Source organism: Streptomyces sp. NPDC127108, assembly GCF_042677545.1.
Classification (GTDB): domain Bacteria; phylum Actinomycetota; class Actinomycetes; order Streptomycetales; family Streptomycetaceae; genus Streptomyces.
The window spans coordinates 173,837-190,407 of sequence record NZ_JBHXTE010000014.1 but is presented as its reverse complement, the minus strand read 5'-3'; the positions used below and the strand labels follow the sequence as shown (position 1 = coordinate 190,407).

General features: G+C 74.9%; 17 protein-coding genes. 6 read left to right on the top strand and 11 right to left on the bottom strand.

The genetic code is table 11. The features are described 5' to 3' along the window. Nucleotides 1–321: 321 nt before the first annotated feature. Nucleotides 322–750, bottom strand: a complete 429-nt coding sequence (locus ACFVHO_RS14570; RefSeq protein ID WP_385713473.1) for a hypothetical protein — start codon at nucleotides 748–750, stop codon at nucleotides 322–324. Between the two features lie 82 nt (nucleotides 751–832). Between ACFVHO_RS14570 and ACFVHO_RS14565 the strand changes: the two genes are divergently transcribed. Continuing rightward, a complete protein-coding gene (locus tag ACFVHO_RS14565) occupies nucleotides 833–1,627 on the top strand; it encodes an MBL fold metallo-hydrolase (RefSeq protein ID WP_385713471.1) in 795 nt (264 codons plus the stop codon). Then, the gene (locus ACFVHO_RS14560) at nucleotides 1,624–2,256 is read left to right on the top strand and encodes a DedA family protein (RefSeq protein ID WP_385713469.1); all 633 of its coding nucleotides are present in this window, start codon (nucleotides 1,624–1,626) and stop codon (nucleotides 2,254–2,256) included. The genes ACFVHO_RS14565 and ACFVHO_RS14560 overlap by 4 nt, the downstream gene beginning before the upstream one ends. 15 nt (nucleotides 2,257–2,271) lie before the next feature. On the opposite strand, the gene ACFVHO_RS14555 is transcribed toward ACFVHO_RS14560, so the two are convergent. The 4 genes from ACFVHO_RS14555 to ACFVHO_RS14540 all read right to left on the bottom strand — a co-directional run bounded on the left by ACFVHO_RS14555 (nucleotide 2,272) and on the right by ACFVHO_RS14540 (nucleotide 6,740). Beyond that, entirely contained in the window at nucleotides 2,272–3,462 is a 1,191-nt protein-coding gene (locus tag ACFVHO_RS14555) for an MBL fold metallo-hydrolase (RefSeq protein ID WP_385713493.1), read from the bottom strand. Between the two features lie 239 nt (nucleotides 3,463–3,701). Further along, entirely contained in the window at nucleotides 3,702–4,949 is a 1,248-nt protein-coding gene (locus ACFVHO_RS14550) for an aminotransferase class I/II-fold pyridoxal phosphate-dependent enzyme (RefSeq protein WP_385713467.1), read from the bottom strand. A 108-nt stretch (nucleotides 4,950–5,057) separates the two neighbouring features. Then, complete coding sequence (locus ACFVHO_RS14545; RefSeq protein ID WP_385713465.1) at nucleotides 5,058–5,960, bottom strand: hypothetical protein; 903 nt, start codon at nucleotides 5,958–5,960, stop codon at nucleotides 5,058–5,060. A 78-nt stretch (nucleotides 5,961–6,038) separates the two neighbouring features. Then, nucleotides 6,039–6,740 (bottom strand): ANTAR domain-containing response regulator, encoded by a 702-nt coding sequence (locus ACFVHO_RS14540; protein WP_385713463.1) that lies wholly within the window; start codon nucleotides 6,738–6,740, stop codon nucleotides 6,039–6,041. A 107-nt stretch (nucleotides 6,741–6,847) separates the two neighbouring features. On the opposite strand from ACFVHO_RS14540, the gene ACFVHO_RS14535 reads away from it, so the two are divergent. Continuing rightward, complete coding sequence (locus ACFVHO_RS14535; protein WP_385713462.1) at nucleotides 6,848–7,969, top strand: PAS domain-containing protein; 1,122 nt, start codon at nucleotides 6,848–6,850, stop codon at nucleotides 7,967–7,969. Here the strand turns inward: ACFVHO_RS14535 and ACFVHO_RS14530 are convergent. After that, nucleotides 7,950–8,933 carry an RNA polymerase sigma factor SigF gene (locus ACFVHO_RS14530; protein ID WP_385713460.1) on the bottom strand — a complete coding sequence of 328 codons (984 nt, stop codon included), beginning with the start codon at nucleotides 8,931–8,933 and terminating at the stop codon, nucleotides 7,950–7,952. The genes ACFVHO_RS14535 and ACFVHO_RS14530 overlap by 20 nt on opposite strands. A gap of 306 nt (nucleotides 8,934–9,239) precedes the next feature. Between ACFVHO_RS14530 and ACFVHO_RS14525 the strand changes: the two genes are divergently transcribed. Next, complete coding sequence (locus ACFVHO_RS14525; RefSeq protein ID WP_385713458.1) at nucleotides 9,240–9,650, top strand: CBS domain-containing protein; 411 nt, start codon at nucleotides 9,240–9,242, stop codon at nucleotides 9,648–9,650. A gap of 43 nt (nucleotides 9,651–9,693) precedes the next feature. Here ACFVHO_RS14525 and ACFVHO_RS14520 read toward each other — a convergent pair whose 3' ends face one another. The 3 genes from ACFVHO_RS14520 to ACFVHO_RS14510 all read right to left on the bottom strand — a co-directional run bounded on the left by ACFVHO_RS14520 (nucleotide 9,694) and on the right by ACFVHO_RS14510 (nucleotide 13,343). Beyond that, nucleotides 9,694–10,278 carry a TIGR03086 family metal-binding protein gene (locus ACFVHO_RS14520; protein WP_385713456.1) on the bottom strand — a complete coding sequence of 195 codons (585 nt, stop codon included), beginning with the start codon at nucleotides 10,276–10,278 and terminating at the stop codon, nucleotides 9,694–9,696. A 420-nt stretch (nucleotides 10,279–10,698) separates the two neighbouring features. Then, the gene (locus ACFVHO_RS14515; RefSeq protein ID WP_385713454.1) at nucleotides 10,699–11,661 is read right to left on the bottom strand and encodes an AraC family transcriptional regulator; all 963 of its coding nucleotides are present in this window, start codon (nucleotides 11,659–11,661) and stop codon (nucleotides 10,699–10,701) included. 53 nt (nucleotides 11,662–11,714) lie between these two features. Further along, nucleotides 11,715–13,343, bottom strand: coding sequence for an ABC-F family ATP-binding cassette domain-containing protein (locus ACFVHO_RS14510; RefSeq protein ID WP_385713452.1), 1,629 nt, complete (start codon nucleotides 13,341–13,343; stop codon nucleotides 11,715–11,717). Between the two features lie 155 nt (nucleotides 13,344–13,498). Between ACFVHO_RS14510 and ACFVHO_RS14505 the strand changes: the two genes are divergently transcribed. Together ACFVHO_RS14505 and ACFVHO_RS14500 are read left to right on the top strand one after the other, a co-directional pair. Beyond that, complete coding sequence (locus tag ACFVHO_RS14505) at nucleotides 13,499–14,986, top strand: bifunctional phosphatase PAP2/diacylglycerol kinase family protein (protein ID WP_385713450.1); 1,488 nt, start codon at nucleotides 13,499–13,501, stop codon at nucleotides 14,984–14,986. Nucleotides 14,987–15,066: 80 nt separating this feature from the next. Then, entirely contained in the window at nucleotides 15,067–15,894 is an 828-nt protein-coding gene (locus tag ACFVHO_RS14500; protein WP_385713449.1) for a class I SAM-dependent methyltransferase, read from the top strand. A 70-nt stretch (nucleotides 15,895–15,964) separates the two neighbouring features. On the opposite strand, the gene ACFVHO_RS14495 is transcribed toward ACFVHO_RS14500, so the two are convergent. Together ACFVHO_RS14495 and ACFVHO_RS14490 are read right to left on the bottom strand one after the other, a co-directional pair. Further along, nucleotides 15,965–16,234: a gas vesicle protein K gene (locus ACFVHO_RS14495; RefSeq protein ID WP_385713448.1), complete on the bottom strand. Its 270-nt coding sequence runs from the start codon at nucleotides 16,232–16,234 to the stop codon at nucleotides 15,965–15,967. Nucleotides 16,235–16,329: 95 nt separating this feature from the next. After that, nucleotides 16,330–16,569 carry a gas vesicle protein gene (locus ACFVHO_RS14490; protein ID WP_385713491.1) on the bottom strand — a complete coding sequence of 80 codons (240 nt, stop codon included), beginning with the start codon at nucleotides 16,567–16,569 and terminating at the stop codon, nucleotides 16,330–16,332. Between the last annotated feature and the right edge of the window lie 2 nt (nucleotides 16,570–16,571).

The window sequence follows — 16,571 nt, the reverse complement described above, 5'->3', positions numbered from 1 at the left end:
CGAGTGTCACGGGCGGGCGGGTGGGACAACCGCCGCGAAGCGGCGGGAGGGTTGCCGGCCAGGGCGCACGGGGCGGCGAGAGTCACCGGCCGGGGCGGCCGTACGGGGGCCACCCGGGGACGAGTGTCACGGGCGGGCGGGTGGGACAACCGCCGCGAAGCGGCGGGAGGGTTGCCGGCCAGGGCGCACGGGGCGGCGAGAGTCACCGGCCGGGGTGGCTGACGGGGGTGAGTCGGGGACGACAGTCACGGGTGGGTGGGTGGGGAAGAGCGCCGCGGAGCGGCGGGGGTGCCGGGGTTGGTGAGGGCCCAGGGGCCAGGGTCAGCAGCCGTCGTACCCAGCAGTAGGCATAGACAACCTCCGATGCACCCGCGCCTTCATCCCGGAGTCGTAGGCCGGTTCCGCGAACCCGGCGGTCTCGATCCGCACGCCGCGCCGCGCGCACTCCGCGGTGAACTCGTCGGCGGACTGGAGGGCCAGTTCGAGCACGCGGCGGCAGGGGACGACGAACAGGTCGACGAGTCCGGCGTCGACGTCGTTCCAGAGGACGGCGTGGTCGGCGCGCAGACCGCGGACGACGAGCTCGCGGGTCACCACGTACCCCTGGGCGGCAGCCCACTTCGCGCACATGGCGTGCTGGCTGCGCGAGTCCACGAGGAAGGGGTCGGCGTCCAGTTCCTCCAGGGGCGTCAGGCTGGCGATCGCCGCGACCCGCACCGCGCGTGCGGCCCCCCGGCCGGCTTCTCCCATGGCGTCCCCCTCACCTCTGGCGTCAGCCGTCGACACTACTCCTGGCCGTAGGCTCGGAGACAGTCACACGAAGGAGGAACGGGTGCGGGCCGACGTCACGGTCACCTGGTGGGGCCATGCCACGTGCACGGTGGAGGACTCGGGCACCCGCGTGCTGACCGATCCGCTGTTCGTGCGCCGTCTCGCGCACTTGCGCCGGCGCAGAGGCGCACTCCCGCCCCCGCAGGCCGCCGTCGCCGATGTCGTCCTGCTGTCGCACCTGCACGCCGACCATCTGCACGTGCCCTCCCTGGCCCGCCTGGCCCCGGGCACGCACGTCCTCGTCCCGCGCGGCGCCCCCCGCTCCGTGCCGGGCCTGCGCAAGCTGTCCCACCTGCGGTTCACGGAGGTCGTGCCGGGCGACGAGATCCCCGTGGGGAGCAACGGCAGCGGCGGCGTCGCCGTGCGCGTCGTGCCCGCCCTGCACGACGGCCGTCGGCTGCCGCTGGGCCCGCACCGCTCCCCCGCGCTCGGCTATGTCGTCGAGGGCCGCGCCCGCACGTACTTCGCGGGTGACACGGGCCTGTTCGACGCGATGGCCGACGAGGTGGGGCCCGTCGACGTGGCGCTGCTCCCCGTCGGCGGCTGGGGCCCCTACCTCGGCCACGGCCATCTGGATCCGGCCCGTGCCGCCGAGGCCCTGGCGCGGCTCGCGCCGCGCAGCGCGGTGCCGGTGCACTACGGCACGTACTGGCCGATCGGCATGGACGCGGTGCGGCCGCACGAATTCCACGGCCCGGGTGAGGAGTTCGTACGTCAGGCGGCGCGCCGCGCGCCGGACGTCGCCGTGCACCGGCTCGGGCACGGCGAGTCCGTACGGCCGGAGGTCGCTCGATGATCCTCGCCGCGGCGGCGACGGTGACGCCGGAGTCCACCCAGCAGGCGGTGGGCTATCCGTCGCTGTTCCTGCTGGTGGTGCTCGGCGCGCTGGTGCCGGTGGTGCCGACGGGCGCGTTGGTGAGTTCGGCGGCGGTGGTGGCCTTCCACCAGACCGACACGTCGCCGTTCGCGCTGCTCATCGTGTTCGGGGTGGCGTCGCTCGCGGCGTTCTGCGGGGACATGGGCCTGTACTGGCTCGGGCAGCGCGGCATGCGGTCGAGGAACGGCTCGCGCTGGCTGGAGGCCATCCGGGACCGGGCTCCGGAGGAGCGGCTCGCCCAGGCCCAGGACAAGCTCGAGGACCACGGCGTGCTGGTGCTCGTCCTGTCGCGCCTGGTCCCCGCGGGCCGCCTCCCGGTGATGCTGGCCTGTCTCCTCGCGAAGCTGCCGCTGCGCCGGTTCGCCCGCGGCAACCTCCCGGCCTGCCTGGCGTGGGCCGTGACGTACCAGCTCATCGGCATTCTCGGCGGCTCCCTGTTCGAGGAACCCTGGCAGGGCGTGGCCCTGGCCGTCGGCCTCACGGTCGTCATCAGCCTGGCCCCGACGGCGTGGCGCCGCCTCCGCCGGGCCCGCTCGACGGCCCGCTGAACGCGCCGGATCCTCTCAGCCGGAGAGCACCCGGGAGCCGCCCACCGGCAGGTCCCACAGGTCCCCCCGCTCCCTCCCGGCCGCCGCCCAGGCGTCCCGTACGCGCGTCAGCGGCTCCAGGACCGGCTCCGCCGACAGCAGGAACGTGCCCCAGTGCATGGGCGCCATCCGCCGCGCCCCCACGTCGAGCGCGGCCCGCACCGCCTCCTCCGGGTCGCAGTGCACGTCCCGCAGCCACCAGCGCGGCTCGTACGCCCCGATGGGAAGGAGCGCCAGGTCGATCCCGGGGTAGCGCTCCCCGATCCGCTCGAACCAGTGGCCGTACCCCGTGTCCCCGGCGAAGTACACCCGCTGCCCGTCCGCGTCGGTGAGCACCCAGCCGCCCCACAGGCTCCGGCAGGTGTCCCGCAGGCCCCGCTTGGACCAGTGGTGCGCCGGTACGAAGTCGAAGCGGACGCCGCCGAGTTCGGCGCCCTCCCACCAGTCGAGCTCGACGACGCGGGTGAAGCGGCGGCGCGTGAACCACCGGGCGAGGCCCGCGGGGACGAGGACGGGGGTGTCGCGCGGGAGCCTGCTGAGGGTGGGCGCGTCCAGGTGGTCGTAGTGGTTGTGGCTGATGACCACCGCGTCGACGCGGGGCAGCGCGCTCCAGGGGACGCCGACGGGCGTGACCCGGGCGGGGGTGCCGAGGATCCTGCGGGACCAGACGGGGTCGGTGAGGACGGTGAGCCCGCCGACGCGCAGCACCCAGCTGGCGTGCCCGACCCAGGTCACCGCGACCGTGCGGGAGTCGACGCGGGGCAGCGGGCCCGGTGCGTACGGCAGGCGCGGGATGTCGGCGAGCGCCCCGGGCGGGGGCCGGAGCGCCCCTTCGCGGGCGAACCTGGCGAAGGCCCGAAGGCCCGGCAGCGGCGCGGTGAGCCGGTCGGCGAAGGACTTCGGCCACAGCCGGACGGTGCCGGGGGTGCGGGGCGCGACCGGGGCGGCGCCGGGCCGGACATCCCGCGCGCCCCGGACATCCCGCGCGCCCCGCGCATCCGGCGCACCCAGCACGCCCCGCCCGTCCCACACGCCCCGCGCCTGCGGCCCGCCACCGCCACCGCTTACGCCCCGCGCCTCCGCCCCGCCCCCGCCACACCGTGCCGCGTCCCGCGCCTGCGGCCCGCCCCCGTCACCTCGCACGTCCTGCACGACCCGCCTCTCCATCCGGCCCCGGCCACCTCGCGCGTCCCGTGTCTCCGACCGGCCCCCGCCGTCTGGCGCGCCCCGCTCCTCCGGCCCGCCCTCACCGTCGTCGAGCCCGCCCCCGCTGTCCTGCGCCTCCCCGATCCGCAGCGCGCGCGGCGGCGCCCCGCCGCCCTTCTCCGGAGCCTCCCGGCCCCGTCGGACCGGCTGCGTCTGCTCCGCCTGTTCGCTGTCCCGTGGCTGCTGCTGCGTCTGCTGCGTCACCGAGGAGGCTCCCATCGCTGTGCTTCGGCACGGAGATCGTCGAAGGCCGCTTCGAACGAGTTCAACGCCCGTTCCACGTGCGGCAGTTCCAGGGGGTCGGGGGCGGCGAGCGCGGCCATCCGCTCCTCCGGGTCCGTCCCGAGGAACGGCCCCGTGGACAGGCGGACGCGCAGCGCGGCGATGTCGTCGCCGAAGCGGTGGCCGCCGGGTGCGGGCATGCCGAGGCGGGTACCCAGGAAGTCCTCCAGTTCCTGCGCGTCGGTCACGCCGCGCGCGGCGAGCTCGGACCGCAGCGGCCCGAGGTCGGCGTACAGGTGCCGTCCCGCGCGCGGCGGCCGGGCGAAACCGCCCGCCCCGACGACCGCCTGCCGCAGCGCCCCGGCCACGCGCGCGTGCAGCCGGGTCGCGGCGGTCAGGCGGGCGGTGATCTCGTCCGGCTCCCCCAGGGCGTACGCGGCCGCGGCGGCGACCGGCGCGGCCGGGGCGGCGCCGAGCGCGGTGAGGACGTCCAGGGCGCGGGCGCGCAGGGCCGCCGCGGGGCCGCCCGCGGGGAACCGGGCGATGGCCGCGGGCAGGGCGGGCGGCAGGAAGGCGCCGGACAGGTCGCAGACAACGGTGACCCGTTCGGGGGCCATCTCGGCGGGGCCGACCAGGACGGTCTCGCGGGGGCGGTGCAGGGTGTCGCGCCAGGTCTCGTCGCTGACGATGTGCAGGCCCGCGCCCGCCGCGGCCTCGACGGCCTCGTGCACGACCTCCGGCGGCGGCACCGTGGCCGTCGGGTCGTCGGCGACCGACATCACGAGCAGCCGCGGCGAGCCGCCCTCGGCGCGGACCCGGCGGACGGTTTCCAGGAGGGCGTACGGATCGGGGACGCCGCCGCACTCGGCGGGCGTCGGCACGTGGTACACCGACCGGCCGAGGAGGCGCACTTGGGGCTCCCACCAGGCGGCGCACGGGCGTGGGAGCAGGACGTCGCCGCCGACGGCCGCGGTGAGCGCGAGCAGCAACGGCGCGGCGCCGGGGGCGGCGGCGACGTGGTCGCGCTCGGCGGGCAGGCCGCGCCGGGTCCAGTAGCCGCAGGCCGCGTCGAGCAGCGCCGGGTCGCCGCCGGGCGCCTGGGCGTGCGAGCGGCCCGCGGCGGACGCGAGGACGGCCGTCAGCTCCGCGAGGACCGGGAGCCCCGGCTCCGGCAGCGGCGGGCCGTACCGGACGCGGCCGCGACCCTCGTGGTCCGTCCGCCGCATGGGTACCTCCGTGCGCTCCCGTGACCTCTCGTGTGCCGTCGGGTGTGTGCGTACCCACGGCGGCGCCGCTCCACCTTCCGGTGGTCGGCCACTTGACCTGACCGGCGGTCAGCGGGCGGACGTCCGGTCGCGGCGCAGCCGGTGCACGGCGGCGCCCAGGGCCCCGCTGACCAGCAGGCCGCCCGCCGCGAGGGCCGCCGGGGAGTCGGTGAAGCCGCCGTCACGCCCGGCGTGGACGCCGTGGGCGGCGGGGGCCGTATGGGTGGGTTCGTGGGTGGGCCGATGGGTGGGCGTGTGGGCGGTACGGGTGACGGTGAACGTCGCCTTCCACTGGCCGTCGTCGTGGCAGACGCCGTCCACGGCCCACTGCGACTCGGGGCCCACGGCGTTCGGGCCGCCGCCCTCGAAGGACGCGGCGGCGGCGATGCGGGCCGTGCCCTGGTAGGCGGCCCCGGCACCGTCCGCGTTCTCGGCGTCGTCCCCGTTCTCGGCGTTCACGGCGTGCTCGGCGTGCTCGGCGTGCTCGGCATTCGCAGCTTTCACGGCGTTCGCGGTGTTCGCGGCGCCGCCCCCGATCCCGACCTCGTCGCGCGTGCCCATGTCCGCTCCCGCGTCCGTTCCCGTCCCGGTGTCGAACTCCTCGCCCGGTACGGTCCCGAGGTCCGGCTCCAGGCCCGGCTCGCTGTCGGGCTGGATTCCCTGCGGGTCGGTGAGGCCGTACGGGTCGCTCTGCTCGTGCTGCCGTCCGTTCGGGAGCCCCTGGCCGCTCTGCACGCGCTGGAGCTGGACGCTGCCCTGCTCGAAGGCCTGGGAGCTGGCGGTCATGGTCTGCGGGGGCGTGCCGCCGGTGTCCGGGCAGGACACGGAGACAGTGATCTGTTCGCCGGGGGCGAGGTGCTTGGGGGTCACTTCGGCGGTGGCGTCTCCCGCGTACGCGGACGGGGCGGCGGCGAGGGTGCAGAGTGCGGCGGTGGTGAGGGTCAGGGCGAGGTGCGGGACGGAAGTGCGCATGAGGTCATTCGAGCGTGGGGGTGCGTCATCCGCGCGGTGTGGCCTCCGGCCGGGTGACCGGGGGCCGGGCCCGGCGCCTCAGTCCACCACTGCCGTCAGCTCGGCCTCGAGCCCCCGGCCGCGCGTCTCGACCAGGGCCCCCGCCACTTCGGCGAGTTTGCGGTTGGACTGCTGGGAGACGCGGCGCAGAAGAGTGAAGGCGCGGTCGGCGTCGCAGGTCACGATGTGCATGATGATGCCGCACGCCTGGTCGACGACGGGGCGGGTGCGCAGCGCCTCGCCCAGGTGGTCGAGTTCCGTGAGCGCGGCGCGGTAGTGGCGGTCGCGGACCAGGCCCGCCGCCGCGAGGTCCCCGAGCGCCTGCGCGGGTCCGCAGCCCGCGTCGTCCAGGGTCCCGGGGCGGAAGCTGAACAGGCTGAGGGTGAGGGTGAGCCCGGAGCGCTTGAAGGGCAGCGTGACGCTCGCGCGGACTCCGGAGTCCAGGGCGAGCGCGCGGTACTCCGGCCAGCGGTCGTCGTGCAGCAGATCCCCCGCGTCCACCGGCGCGCCCCGCTCCTGGGCAGCGGGGATCGGCCCGTCGCCGGAGCGCAACTGCGCCGAGACGAGGCCGGACAGGTCGGGATGGGTGACGGCGGCCGGGTGCACCTGGCCGCCCTCGGTGACGGTCGCGCCCGCGCCGCAGCACTCGGCGGTGCAGCGCAACGCCTGTTCGGCCAGTTCCGAGAGCCTGCGCGCCGGCAGGGCGGATTCCGGTCCGTCCGTTCCGAGCAGCATGGGCATGGTGACTCGTCTCCTCGTCGTCTCCGGCGTCTGAGGCATCTCCTTTCCTCTTCCTCGGGTTCCCGGTGACACCCCCGGAAAACGGCCCCAGCCGCTACGTTCGAGGCATGGCGGACACCGACCGTTTCAGCGAGGACCTGGCGGACTTCGTGCGCCGGGTCGCGGAGTTGAAGGCTTCGCGCACGGTTCCCTCCGGTGACCTGCGCACCATGCTCGACGCGGCGCTGTTCGAGCTCGACCACGTGGCGGAGCGGCTGTGGCCCGGTCTCGAGCGGCTCGAGGCGAACGGCCCGGCGCCGGGCACGACGGCCGTACGGGACGAACAGAGGCTGCTGCGCACCGTCTTCCAGCGGTTCCCGCTGCCGGTCGCCCTGGTCGACGGCGAGACCGTGGTGCGGCGGCTGAACAGCGCGGCGGTGGATCTCACGGGGGTGCTCGGCGGGTACGCGACGGGGCGGCCGCTCGCCGGTTTCCTGACGCCGTCCGACCGGACCGCGTTCCGCTCGCAGGCCGCGGCGGTGGCCCGCAGGGAGGGCGACCGCAGCCTGACGGTCCGGCTGCAGCATCGGCCCCGGATGCCGGTGCGGGCGACGCTGACCGCGCTGCGGCCCGGCAACGAGCCCCGCACGGTCGTCCTCGTCGTACTGCAGCCGCCGGGCACCCGGGAACCGCTGCCCCGCAGCGTGCGGGGGCGGACGCCGGACCTGGCCGAGGCGACCCGGAACGCCGAACTCCTCGAACTGGCGGACGCCATGACGGTCACCCTGCTCACGGCGCCGGCCGGGGACCCGTCCCAGGTGCTCGCCCGGGTCCCCGAGGTGCTGCACGGCCGGTTCGCCGACTGGGTGATCGCCGACGAGGGCGCCCAGCGGCCGCGCCGGCGCACCGTGCTCGGCCCCGAGGGCGGCCCGGTCGCCGACGTGCTCGCGCAGGACCCGGCCGACTGCCCGCTGGTCATGGAGACGGCGCGCTGCGGGGCGCCGACGCTGCAGGTGCGGCCGGATCCGCCGGACGGCTTCGGCCGGGACGCGAGCGGCGCCCCGGTCCTGGTGCGCGCGCATGTCACGTCCCTGTTGTGCGTGCCGATCGCGTCGGGCCAGGGCAGCGCGGTCGAGGGGGTGCTGAGTCTGTTCAGGACCGGCGCGCGCCTCGCGTTCTCGATGGCGGAGGCGCGCGCCGTGGATGTGATGTCCCGGCACATCGCCCTGGCTATGCGGCGCTCGGGGTGACCCGGGCGGCGCGGGCCCGCTCCTCGCGCCGGGCGGCGGCCGCGTGGTGGGTCGACTCCCGGAGGACCTCCTCGCGCATCCGCCCGCAGCAGCGGCTGATCAGGCGCGACACGTGCATCTGTGAGATGCCCAGGTGCTCGGCGATGCGGCTCTGTGTCATGTCGCGGAAGAACCGCAGGTAGAGGATGGTCCGCTCACGTTCCGGCAGTTGCGCGAGGCGGGGTTTGACGGACTCGCGGTCGACGACGACGTCGAGGGCGGGGTCAGGGCCGCCGAGGGTGTCCCGCAGGGCGTAGCCGTCGTCGCTGCCCGGCAGTTCGGCGTCCAGGGACAGCGCGGTGAAGCTGTCGAGCGCTTCGAGTCCGGTCGCCGCCTCCTCCTCGCTCATCCCGGCCCGCTCGGCGATCTCGGCGACGCTGGGGGTGCGTCCGGGGGTGGTCTGGGTCAGGTCCTGGCAGGCGAACCGCACGCGGTTGCGCAGGTCCTGCACGCGGCGCGGCACGTGCAGGGTCCACATGTGGTCGCGGAAGTGGCGCTTGATCTCGCCGGTGACGGTCGGCACGGCGTAGCTCTCGAAGGCGTTGCCGCGCTCCGGGTCGTAGCGGTCGACGGCCTTGACCAGGCCGAGCGCGGCGACCTGGCGCAGGTCGTCGAGGGCCTCGCCGCGGTTGCGGAAGCGGCCCGCGAGCCGGTCGGCCATGGGCAGCCAGGCCCGTACGAGCTCCTCGCGCAGGGCGTCCCGCTCGGGTCCGTGGGGCAGTTCGCAGAGCCGCCGGAAGGCCGCGGCGGTGTCGGGGGCGTCGTCGTGCGGGTGCCGCTTGGACCGCGGCCGCTGCGGGCGCGCGGGTTGGGGTTGCGAGGGCTGAGGGTGCGGGGGCTGGGGGTGCGAGGACGGGGGGTGCGGGGGGCGTACCGCGCCGTGGTGGCGGGTCGTGTCCTGAACTCGTGCCGCATCGGATCGCATGATGCCTGCAACTCCCTTTGAGCCGGTGCCTGGTGTGGACGGTCACCGTGGGAGGGCGTGCGCTCATCACACCTGGGCACACCCGGGGCGAGCGACAACCGCTCCCACGGACGTGCCTCCGGTCCGAAGCACTGCCTTTCCGCCTGCCCCGCGCGCCGTGGGGCAAACACCCGTCTGTGCGCACCGGGGCCGCGCGCCGTCCCACCTCGATGTGAGAACCCCCGCCGGATGGGCACCCGGACGGCGGTGGCTCGGACCGCGAGGCCGGACGGACCGGAGAGACCGGAACAAAGGGGGCTCAACGCCATGGAGCGGTACGTGAGGGACGTCATGACACCGGGAGTGACGACGGTCAGGCCCGACGCGTCGCTGGTGGAGGCAGCGCAGCTGATGCGCGCCGAGGACATCGGCGGTGTCGTCGTGACGGGCGGCGGCCGGGTCCTCGGGGTGCTCACCGACCGGGACATCACCCTGCGCGCCGTGGCCGACGGCGTGGACCCGCTGACGGTCAGCGCGCAGTCCGTGTGCACGCCGAACCCGGTGGTGGTCGCCCCCGACGACGCGGTGTCGGAGGCCTTCGGCCTGATGCGGGCCCACGCGGTGCGCCGCCTGCCCGTCGTCGAGGACGGCAGGCCCATCGGCATGGTGAGCATCGGCGACCTCATGATGACCATCGGCGACCTGTCGGTCGAGCGGGGCGGCAGGACCGGGAGCTGAACGGGGCGGCGGGGGCCGGGGGACCGCCGAAGTCGGCCGACAGTCAGGGCGTTCGGCCCAGCAGGTTCAGGAGCGCGGTCTGCGCGTCCGCCCCCGACGGGGGCTGCACGGCGGGGGCGAACAGGCCGGTCTTGCTCAACTCGGCCGCGTACGGCGTCACTTCGCGTACGGCGTCGGCGACGAGGTCGTCCGGGAGGTGCTCGTCGGCGCCGATCGCCCGGGACAGGTCCCAGGCGTGCACGACGAGGTCGGTGACCATCTGGGCGCAGTAGTCGGCCGCGGGCGTCTCGCCGTACGAGAGGTGCACGGTGCGGTCCAGGGCGCCGGGCCCGGCGAACGCGGCGCGGGCCGCGTCGGCCGCGGTGTCCCAGGAGGCGACCGGGTCGGGGCCGAGGACGTCGCCGTCGAAGCTGTCGCCGACGGACGCGAGGGTGGCGCCGTCGCGGACCAGCGGCGGCACCCACAGCTGCTCGACGACGAGGTGGCCGAGGAGGTCCCGTACGGTCCACTCCGCGCACGGCGTCGGCGCGTCCCACTGGTCGGCGCGGACGGCGTGCACCCGGTCGGTGAACAGGTCGACGGCCCGGCCGTGGTGCCGCAGCAGTCGGGTGGTGTCGGTCGCGCTCATGCCGCCTCCGGTCCGTCTCGGGCGTCTGTGTCCAGCATCTGCGTCTGCGTCTGTGTCTGTGTCTGTGTCCAGTGAAGACCGAAGGAACCGCGAGAACCAGAAAGAAAGGGCCAGAAGGGGCCGGAAGGGGCGGGCCCGATGGCACCGCGTGGGTACCGAGGGGGAAAGACCGGGCCCGCGGTCCGAGCCGGCCCGGCGGAGTCCGCCGGGCCGGAAGCACCGGGTCTCCGTCCACGGCCGACGCCCCGGAAGAAGGCTAGGGCTCCCGCGACGGCGACCGGTCCACCCGGCACAGCGACACATTAGGCGGGCGCCCACGGGCCCACGATCCGCTCGACGCGGCGAGTGTCCGAATAACGCACCGCATAACGCACCGCGACACACCGTCCCGTGCCACGGCACCGGCACGCCGCCGGGCGCTCACCCGCGCAGCGTCTGCGACGGCAGTTCCCCGAAGCGCGCCCGGTACTGCTCGGCGAACCGGCCCAGGTGGGTGAAGCCCCAGCGGTGCGCGACGGCGCTCACGCACTGCTCGTCGGGCACGGCCGCGCGCAGTTCGTCCCGTACGCGCTGGAGCCGTACGTCGCGTACGTACGCCATCGGGGACATCCCCACGTAGCGGCGGAAGGCCTCCTGGAGCCAGCGCACCCCGACCCGGGCCTCGGCGGCGAGGGTCGCGGCGGTGAAGGGGTGCTCGGGCCGCTGCTGGACGGCGTCCATGGCGCGCTTGACCGGTGCGGGCCGCAACCGGGCGACGGGGTCGGTGAGTTGATCGCGGTAGCGGTGTCCGGTGGCGAGCAGCAGGCCGTTCAGGAGCGCCTCCTGGAGGGGCGCGGCGACGAGGGATCCGCTCAGCATCGCGGACTCGTCGAGGAGGTCGTCCGCGACCGCGCGGACGAGCCGGGTCCAGCCCCGGCCGGGCCCCTGGCTGGTGTCGAAGCCCGGGTCGAGCGACACCGGGCCGCGGGTGGGCCGGTCCAGCAGCGTCTCCAGGTTCTCCTCGAGGGCCACCCGGTCCAGCTTCACGGCGAGCACCCGGCAGTCGCCCGACCAGCGGTCGACGACGGTGTCGCCGCACGGCTGGTAGACGGCGGCGCTGTCGGGCGTGGTGAGCACGGACGAGCCGGAGCCCTGGCGCCAGGTCATGTGGCCGCTGAGCGGGATGTTGACGTGGTACGCCCCGAGTTCCCCGAGGCGCACCCGCACATCGGTGTTGCAGTGCAGGCCCCCGACGGTGACCGCGCCGAGCCGCCCGATGGCGAACTCGGCCCGGAACGACCGCTGCCGGTCGAGCACGTCCAAGAAGTTGCTGTAGTAGGCAGCTACCAACACCTCCCGGGCCTCGTCCACATCACTGGTCCGAAAGGTCGTCCTGACAGCCACGGTCTCTCCAACTGCGCAGCGTACGGCGTGGTTTCACCACGCTACCCGCCGCGCTAGCGGGCCCGTTCCACTCTTTGCTCGTCCCATACGGCCTCCGAGGTCTCCCGAACGCGGCCGTCGGCGCCGAAGACGAGGTATCGGTCGAAGGAACGGGCGAACCAGCGGTCGTGGGTCACGGCGAGCACCGTGCCCTCGTACGCCTCGAGTCCCTCCTGCAACGCCTCGGCCGACTCCAGGTCGAGGTTGTCGGTGGGCTCGTCGAGCAGCAGGGCAGTGGCGCCCTCCAGCTCAAGGAGCAGGATCTGGAAGCGCGCCTGCTGGCCGCCGGAGAGCTTCTCGAAGCGCTGCTCGGCCTGTCCGGTGAGTTCGTAGCGACGCAGCCGGGACATCGCCGCGCCCCGGTCCTTGGCGTGCTCGCGCCACAGGATGTCGAGGAGGGTGCGGCCGATCAGCTCCGGGTGGGCGTGGGTCTGCGCGAAGTGTCCCGGCACGACGCGCGCGCCGAGCTTCCACTCCCCCGTGTGTGCCACCGGGTTGTCGGCGTCACCCGCGAGAAGGCGCAGGAAGTGCGACTTGCCGGAGCCGTTGGAGCCGAGGACGGCGACGCGCTCGCCGTAGAAGACCTCCAGGTCGAAGGGTTTCATCAGGCCGGTCAGCTCGAGGTTCTTGCAGGTGACGGCGCGGACGCCGGTGCGGCCGCCGTGCAGGCGCATGGTGATCTCCTGCTTGCGCGGCGGCTCGGGCGGCGGTCCGGCCTCCTCGAACTTGCGCAGCCGGGTCTTCGCCGCCTGGTAGCGCGACGCCATCTCGTCGCTGCGCGCGGCGTACTGCTGCATGTCCAGGACGAGCTTCTTGAGCTGGGCGTGCTTCTCGTCCCAGCGGCGGCGCAGCTCCTCGAAGCGGGCGAAGCGCTCCTGGCGCGCCTCGTGGTACGTCGCGAAGCCCGCGCCGTGCACCCACACCTCCGAGCCACCGGGGCTCGGCTCCACGCTCACGATCTTCTCGGCGGAGCGGGCCAGGAGCTCCCGGTCGTGGCTGACGAACAGGACGGTCTTGCGGGTCTCCTTCAGGCGCTCTTCCAGCCAGCGCTTGCCGGGGACGTCCAGGTAGTTGTCGGGCTCGTCCAGGAGCAGCACCTCGTCGGTGCCGCGCAGCAGCGCTTCGAGGACCAGGCGCTTCTGCTCGCCGCCGGAGAGCGTGCGCACCTCGCGCCACTGGGCCTTGTCGTAGGGGACGCCGAGCGCCGCCGTCGTGCAGATGTCCCACAGCGTCTCGGCCTCGTACCCCCGGGCCTCCGCCCAGTCGGAGAGCGCCTGCGCGTAACCGAGCTGGGCCGCCTCGTCGTCGACCGTCATGATGGCGTGCTCGGCGCGGTCGACCGCCCGGGCGGCCTCGCGGATGCGGGGCTGCGCCACGGACACGAGGAGGTCGCGCACGGTGGTGCCGTCGCGGACCGAGCCGACGAACTGGGGCATCACACCGAGACCGCCGCTCACCGTCACGCTGCCGCCGTGCGGCTGCAGCTCCCCCGCGATGAGCCGGAGCAGTGTCGTCTTGCCCGCGCCGTTCGCCCCGACCAGCGCCACCGCCGCGCCCTCGCCCACCCGGAACGAGACGTCACCGAGCAGCGCTCGCCCGTCCGGCAGGTAGTACTCGATGTGCGCGGCTTCCAGATGTCCCATGGGGGCGATTGTCCGGGGCGGTGTTCGATGACGGCAAACGGATTCTCGGGCCGGGGTCCCGGCGGGCCCCGCGGGCCCTGAGCCGTCAGGGCGGCGCAGGAGCGCCTCGGCGGGTCGATCCGTTGCGGATCGCCGCCGGGGGGTACGCGACACATATGACCTCAGATGCCCACCGCCCCCTGCCCACGGCCCGCGGGCCAAGGAACCGGCTGATCGCGCTGGACCGCCGGGTCTTCGACGCCGTGGCCGCCCGGCACTGGCCCGGCGCCGACCGGCTGCTCCCGCGGCTCAGCCACGCCGCGAACCACGGGCGGCTGTGGTTCGCCACGGCGGGCGTCCTCGCCGCGACCCGGGGCCCGCGGGCCAAGCGCGCCGCGGCCCGGGGCGTGGCGTCGCTCGCGGTGGCGTCCGCGACGATCAACACGCTCGGCAAGCGCTCGGTGCGGCGGACCCGGCCGGTCCTGGACCCGGTGCCCCTCGTGCGCAGGCTGAAGCGGCAGCCCGTCACCACGTCGTTCCCCTCGGGGCACGCCGCGTCCGCGGCGGCCTTCGCCGTCGGCGTGGCCCTGGAGTCGCCCCGGCTCGGCGCGGCCGTCGCCCCGCTCGCGGGCGCCGTCGCGCTGTCCCGCGTCTACACGGGCGTGCACTTCCCGAGCGACGTACTCGCCGGTGCCGCCCTGGGCGCGGGTGCCGCGTACGCCGTACGCGGCCTGGTGCCGACCCGGTCCCAGCTGCCGCTGCCCGGCCGGCCGCGCGCCGAGGCCCCCGCCCTGCCCGGCGGGCGCGGCCTCGTCGTGGTCACCAACAGCGGCGCGAAGACCTCCGACCGGGTGCGCGAGCTGCTCGACGTCCTGCCGCACGCCGAGGTGGTGACGTGCGCGCCGGACGGCCTCGTGGCCGAGCTGGACAAGGCGGCGGCCCGCGCCCGCGCCCTCGGGGTGTGCGGCGGCGACGGCACCGTCAACGCGGCCGCCTCGGTGGCCCTGCGGCACGGCGTGCCGCTCGCGGTGCTTCCCGGCGGCACGCTCAACCACTTCGCGTACGACCTCGGCGTCGAGGGACCCCGCGAGCTGGCCCGGGCCGTGGAGGTGGGCGACGCCGTGGCGGTGGACGTGGGGCGCTTTCGCTCCCGCTCCGGTTCCGGGCACTTCCTCAACACCTTCAGCCTCGGCGTCTATCCCGAGCTGGTGCGCGAGCGGGAGCGGTGGTCGCCGCGGATCGGCGGCTGGCCCGCGGGCGTGCTCGCCGCGGCGCGGGTCCTGCGCTCCGACCAGCACCCGCTGCGCGCGGAGATCGGCGGGACCGAGCGGCCGCTGTGGCTGCTGTTCGCCGGGAACTGCGTGTACAACCGCCTGGGTCCGGCGCCCACGCGGCGCTTCGACCTCGCCGACGGACTGCTCGACGTCCGCATCGTGCACGGCGGCCGCAGGCCCGGGTCGCGGCTGCTCGCGGCGGCCCTGACCGCTCCGGTCGAGCGCTCTCCCGTCCAGACGACGGCCCGTCCGCGCCGCCTGCGCATCGACGGCCTCGCGCCCGGCACGAAGATCGCCTACGACGGTGAACTCTCCTCGGCGGAGGGCGAGTTGCTGCTCGACAAGCTGCCGGAGGCGCTGGCGGTGTACCGGCCGTCGCTGGCGACGTGACCGAGCCGCCGCGGACCCTTGTCGACCAGATATTGAGACGGGGGTCTCATCATCTGGCACGAGCGGCTTACAGTGCCGTCATGTCAGCACCGCAGCAGCCCCACGCCGAAACCGCCGTCTACACGCACGGACACCACGAGTCCGTGCTGCGCTCCCACACCTGGCGCACCGCCGCCAACTCGGCGGCCTACCTCCTCGATTCGCTCCGACCGCACCTGCGGATCCTGGACGTCGGCTGCGGCCCTGGCACCATCACCGCCGACCTGGCCGCGCTCGTCCCGGACGGGCACGTCACCGGCGTCGACCGCGCGCCCGACATCCTCGACCGGGCGCGCGCCACGGCCACCGAACGCGGCCTGGACAACGTGACGTTCGCCGTCGCCGACGTGCACGCCCTCGACCACCCCGACGACACGTTCGACGTCGTGCACGCCCACCAGGTGCTCCAGCACGTCGGCGATCCCGTGCGGGCGCTGCGCGAGATGCGCCGGGTGTGCCGCCCGGGCGGGATCGTCGCGGTGCGCGACAGCGACTACGCGGCGATGACCTGGTACCCGCAGGTGACAGGCCTGGACGACTGGCTGGATCTGTACCGGCGGGTCGCCCGCGCCAACGGCGGTGAGCCGGACGCCGGGCGGCGCCTCAAGTCCTGGGCGCGGGAGGCCGGGTTCACCGAGATCACGGCGTCGGCGGGCACCTGGTGCTACAGCACGCCCGAGGAGCGGGCCTGGTGGAGCGGGCTGTGGGCGGACCGCACGGTGGCGTCGGCGTACGCCGAGCGCGCGACGGCGGCCGGGCACGCCGACCGGGGGCAGCTCGAGGCGGTCGCGGCGGCCTGGCGGGAGTGGGGGCGGGCGGAGGACGGCTGGTTCGTGGTGCTGCACGGGGAGTTGCTCTGCCGGGTGTGAGGTGACCCGGGGCGGGACGGTCGGGTGGCAGGGGGCGGCGGGCGTCGGACAGTGGGCGGCGGGCGGTGGCTCAGTCCCGGGGCAGCAGGGGGCCCAGGGGCCCGAGGTCCAGGTTCAGGTCCTCGGGCCGCAGTCCGTAGCGCTCGCGGAGCCGTGTCATGCGGTCCTCCAGGAGCATCAACGTCATCCCGACCCGCTCCTCCTGATCCTCCGTCAGCTCACCGGACTCGAAGCGGCGGATCGCCTGGCGCTCCATCAGCTCGCGCAACAGCTCGACGACGGTCAGGACGAGGGCGACGAGGTCGCGCTCCACGGTGTCCGGTTCCAGGTCCATCTTCATGACGACTCCCCCTTCATGACGGCCCCGCTTCGTGACAGCCCCGCTTCGTGACAGCCCCGCTCCATGAGGGCTCGCTCCTCATGACGGCCCCCTCCTCATGACGCCTCCCGCACGTCGGCCGTGGGCCACGGCGACGGCACCTGTGCGTTGACCGCGCTGATCAGCGCCTTCAGATCGATTCGGACGAGGTCGACGTCCGCGATGCGCAGGGTGATGTCGCCCGCGATGACCACGCCACCGGCAAGGAGACGGTCGAGCAGGTCGACGAGCGCGATCTCCCGCCGCGCGAACGGCTCGACGGACGCGGACCGGACGCGGTCGGCCGACGTGCCCACGG

What these genes read in the sequence shown, in the direction of transcription:
- ACFVHO_RS14570 (WP_385713473.1), bottom strand. Translation starts at nt 750, where the DNA reads ATGGGAGAAGCCGGCCGGGGGGCCGCACGCGCGGTGCGGGTCGCGGCG.
- ACFVHO_RS14560 (WP_385713469.1), top strand. Translation starts at nt 1,624, where the DNA reads ATGATCCTCGCCGCGGCGGCGACGGTGACGCCGGAGTCCACCCAGCAG.
- ACFVHO_RS14555 (WP_385713493.1), bottom strand. Translation starts at nt 3,462, where the DNA reads ATGGAGAGGCGGGTCGTGCAGGACGTGCGAGGTGACGGGGGCGGGCCG.
- ACFVHO_RS14550 (WP_385713467.1), bottom strand. Translation starts at nt 4,949, where the DNA reads ATGCGGCGGACGGACCACGAGGGTCGCGGCCGCGTCCGGTACGGCCCG.
- ACFVHO_RS14545 (WP_385713465.1), bottom strand. Translation starts at nt 5,960, where the DNA reads ATGCGCACTTCCGTCCCGCACCTCGCCCTGACCCTCACCACCGCCGCA.
- ACFVHO_RS14540 (WP_385713463.1), bottom strand. Translation starts at nt 6,740, where the DNA reads ATGCCCATGCTGCTCGGAACGGACGGACCGGAATCCGCCCTGCCGGCG.
- ACFVHO_RS14535 (WP_385713462.1), top strand. Translation starts at nt 6,848, where the DNA reads ATGGCGGACACCGACCGTTTCAGCGAGGACCTGGCGGACTTCGTGCGC.
- ACFVHO_RS14530 (WP_385713460.1), bottom strand. Translation starts at nt 8,933, where the DNA reads ATGCGATCCGATGCGGCACGAGTTCAGGACACGACCCGCCACCACGGC.
- ACFVHO_RS14525 (WP_385713458.1), top strand. Translation starts at nt 9,240, where the DNA reads ATGGAGCGGTACGTGAGGGACGTCATGACACCGGGAGTGACGACGGTC.
- ACFVHO_RS14520 (WP_385713456.1), bottom strand. Translation starts at nt 10,278, where the DNA reads ATGAGCGCGACCGACACCACCCGACTGCTGCGGCACCACGGCCGGGCC.
- ACFVHO_RS14510 (WP_385713452.1), bottom strand. Translation starts at nt 13,343, where the DNA reads ATGGGACATCTGGAAGCCGCGCACATCGAGTACTACCTGCCGGACGGG.
- ACFVHO_RS14505 (WP_385713450.1), top strand. Translation starts at nt 13,499, where the DNA reads ATGACCTCAGATGCCCACCGCCCCCTGCCCACGGCCCGCGGGCCAAGG.
- ACFVHO_RS14500 (WP_385713449.1), top strand. Translation starts at nt 15,067, where the DNA reads ATGTCAGCACCGCAGCAGCCCCACGCCGAAACCGCCGTCTACACGCAC.
- ACFVHO_RS14495 (WP_385713448.1), bottom strand. Translation starts at nt 16,234, where the DNA reads ATGAAGATGGACCTGGAACCGGACACCGTGGAGCGCGACCTCGTCGCC.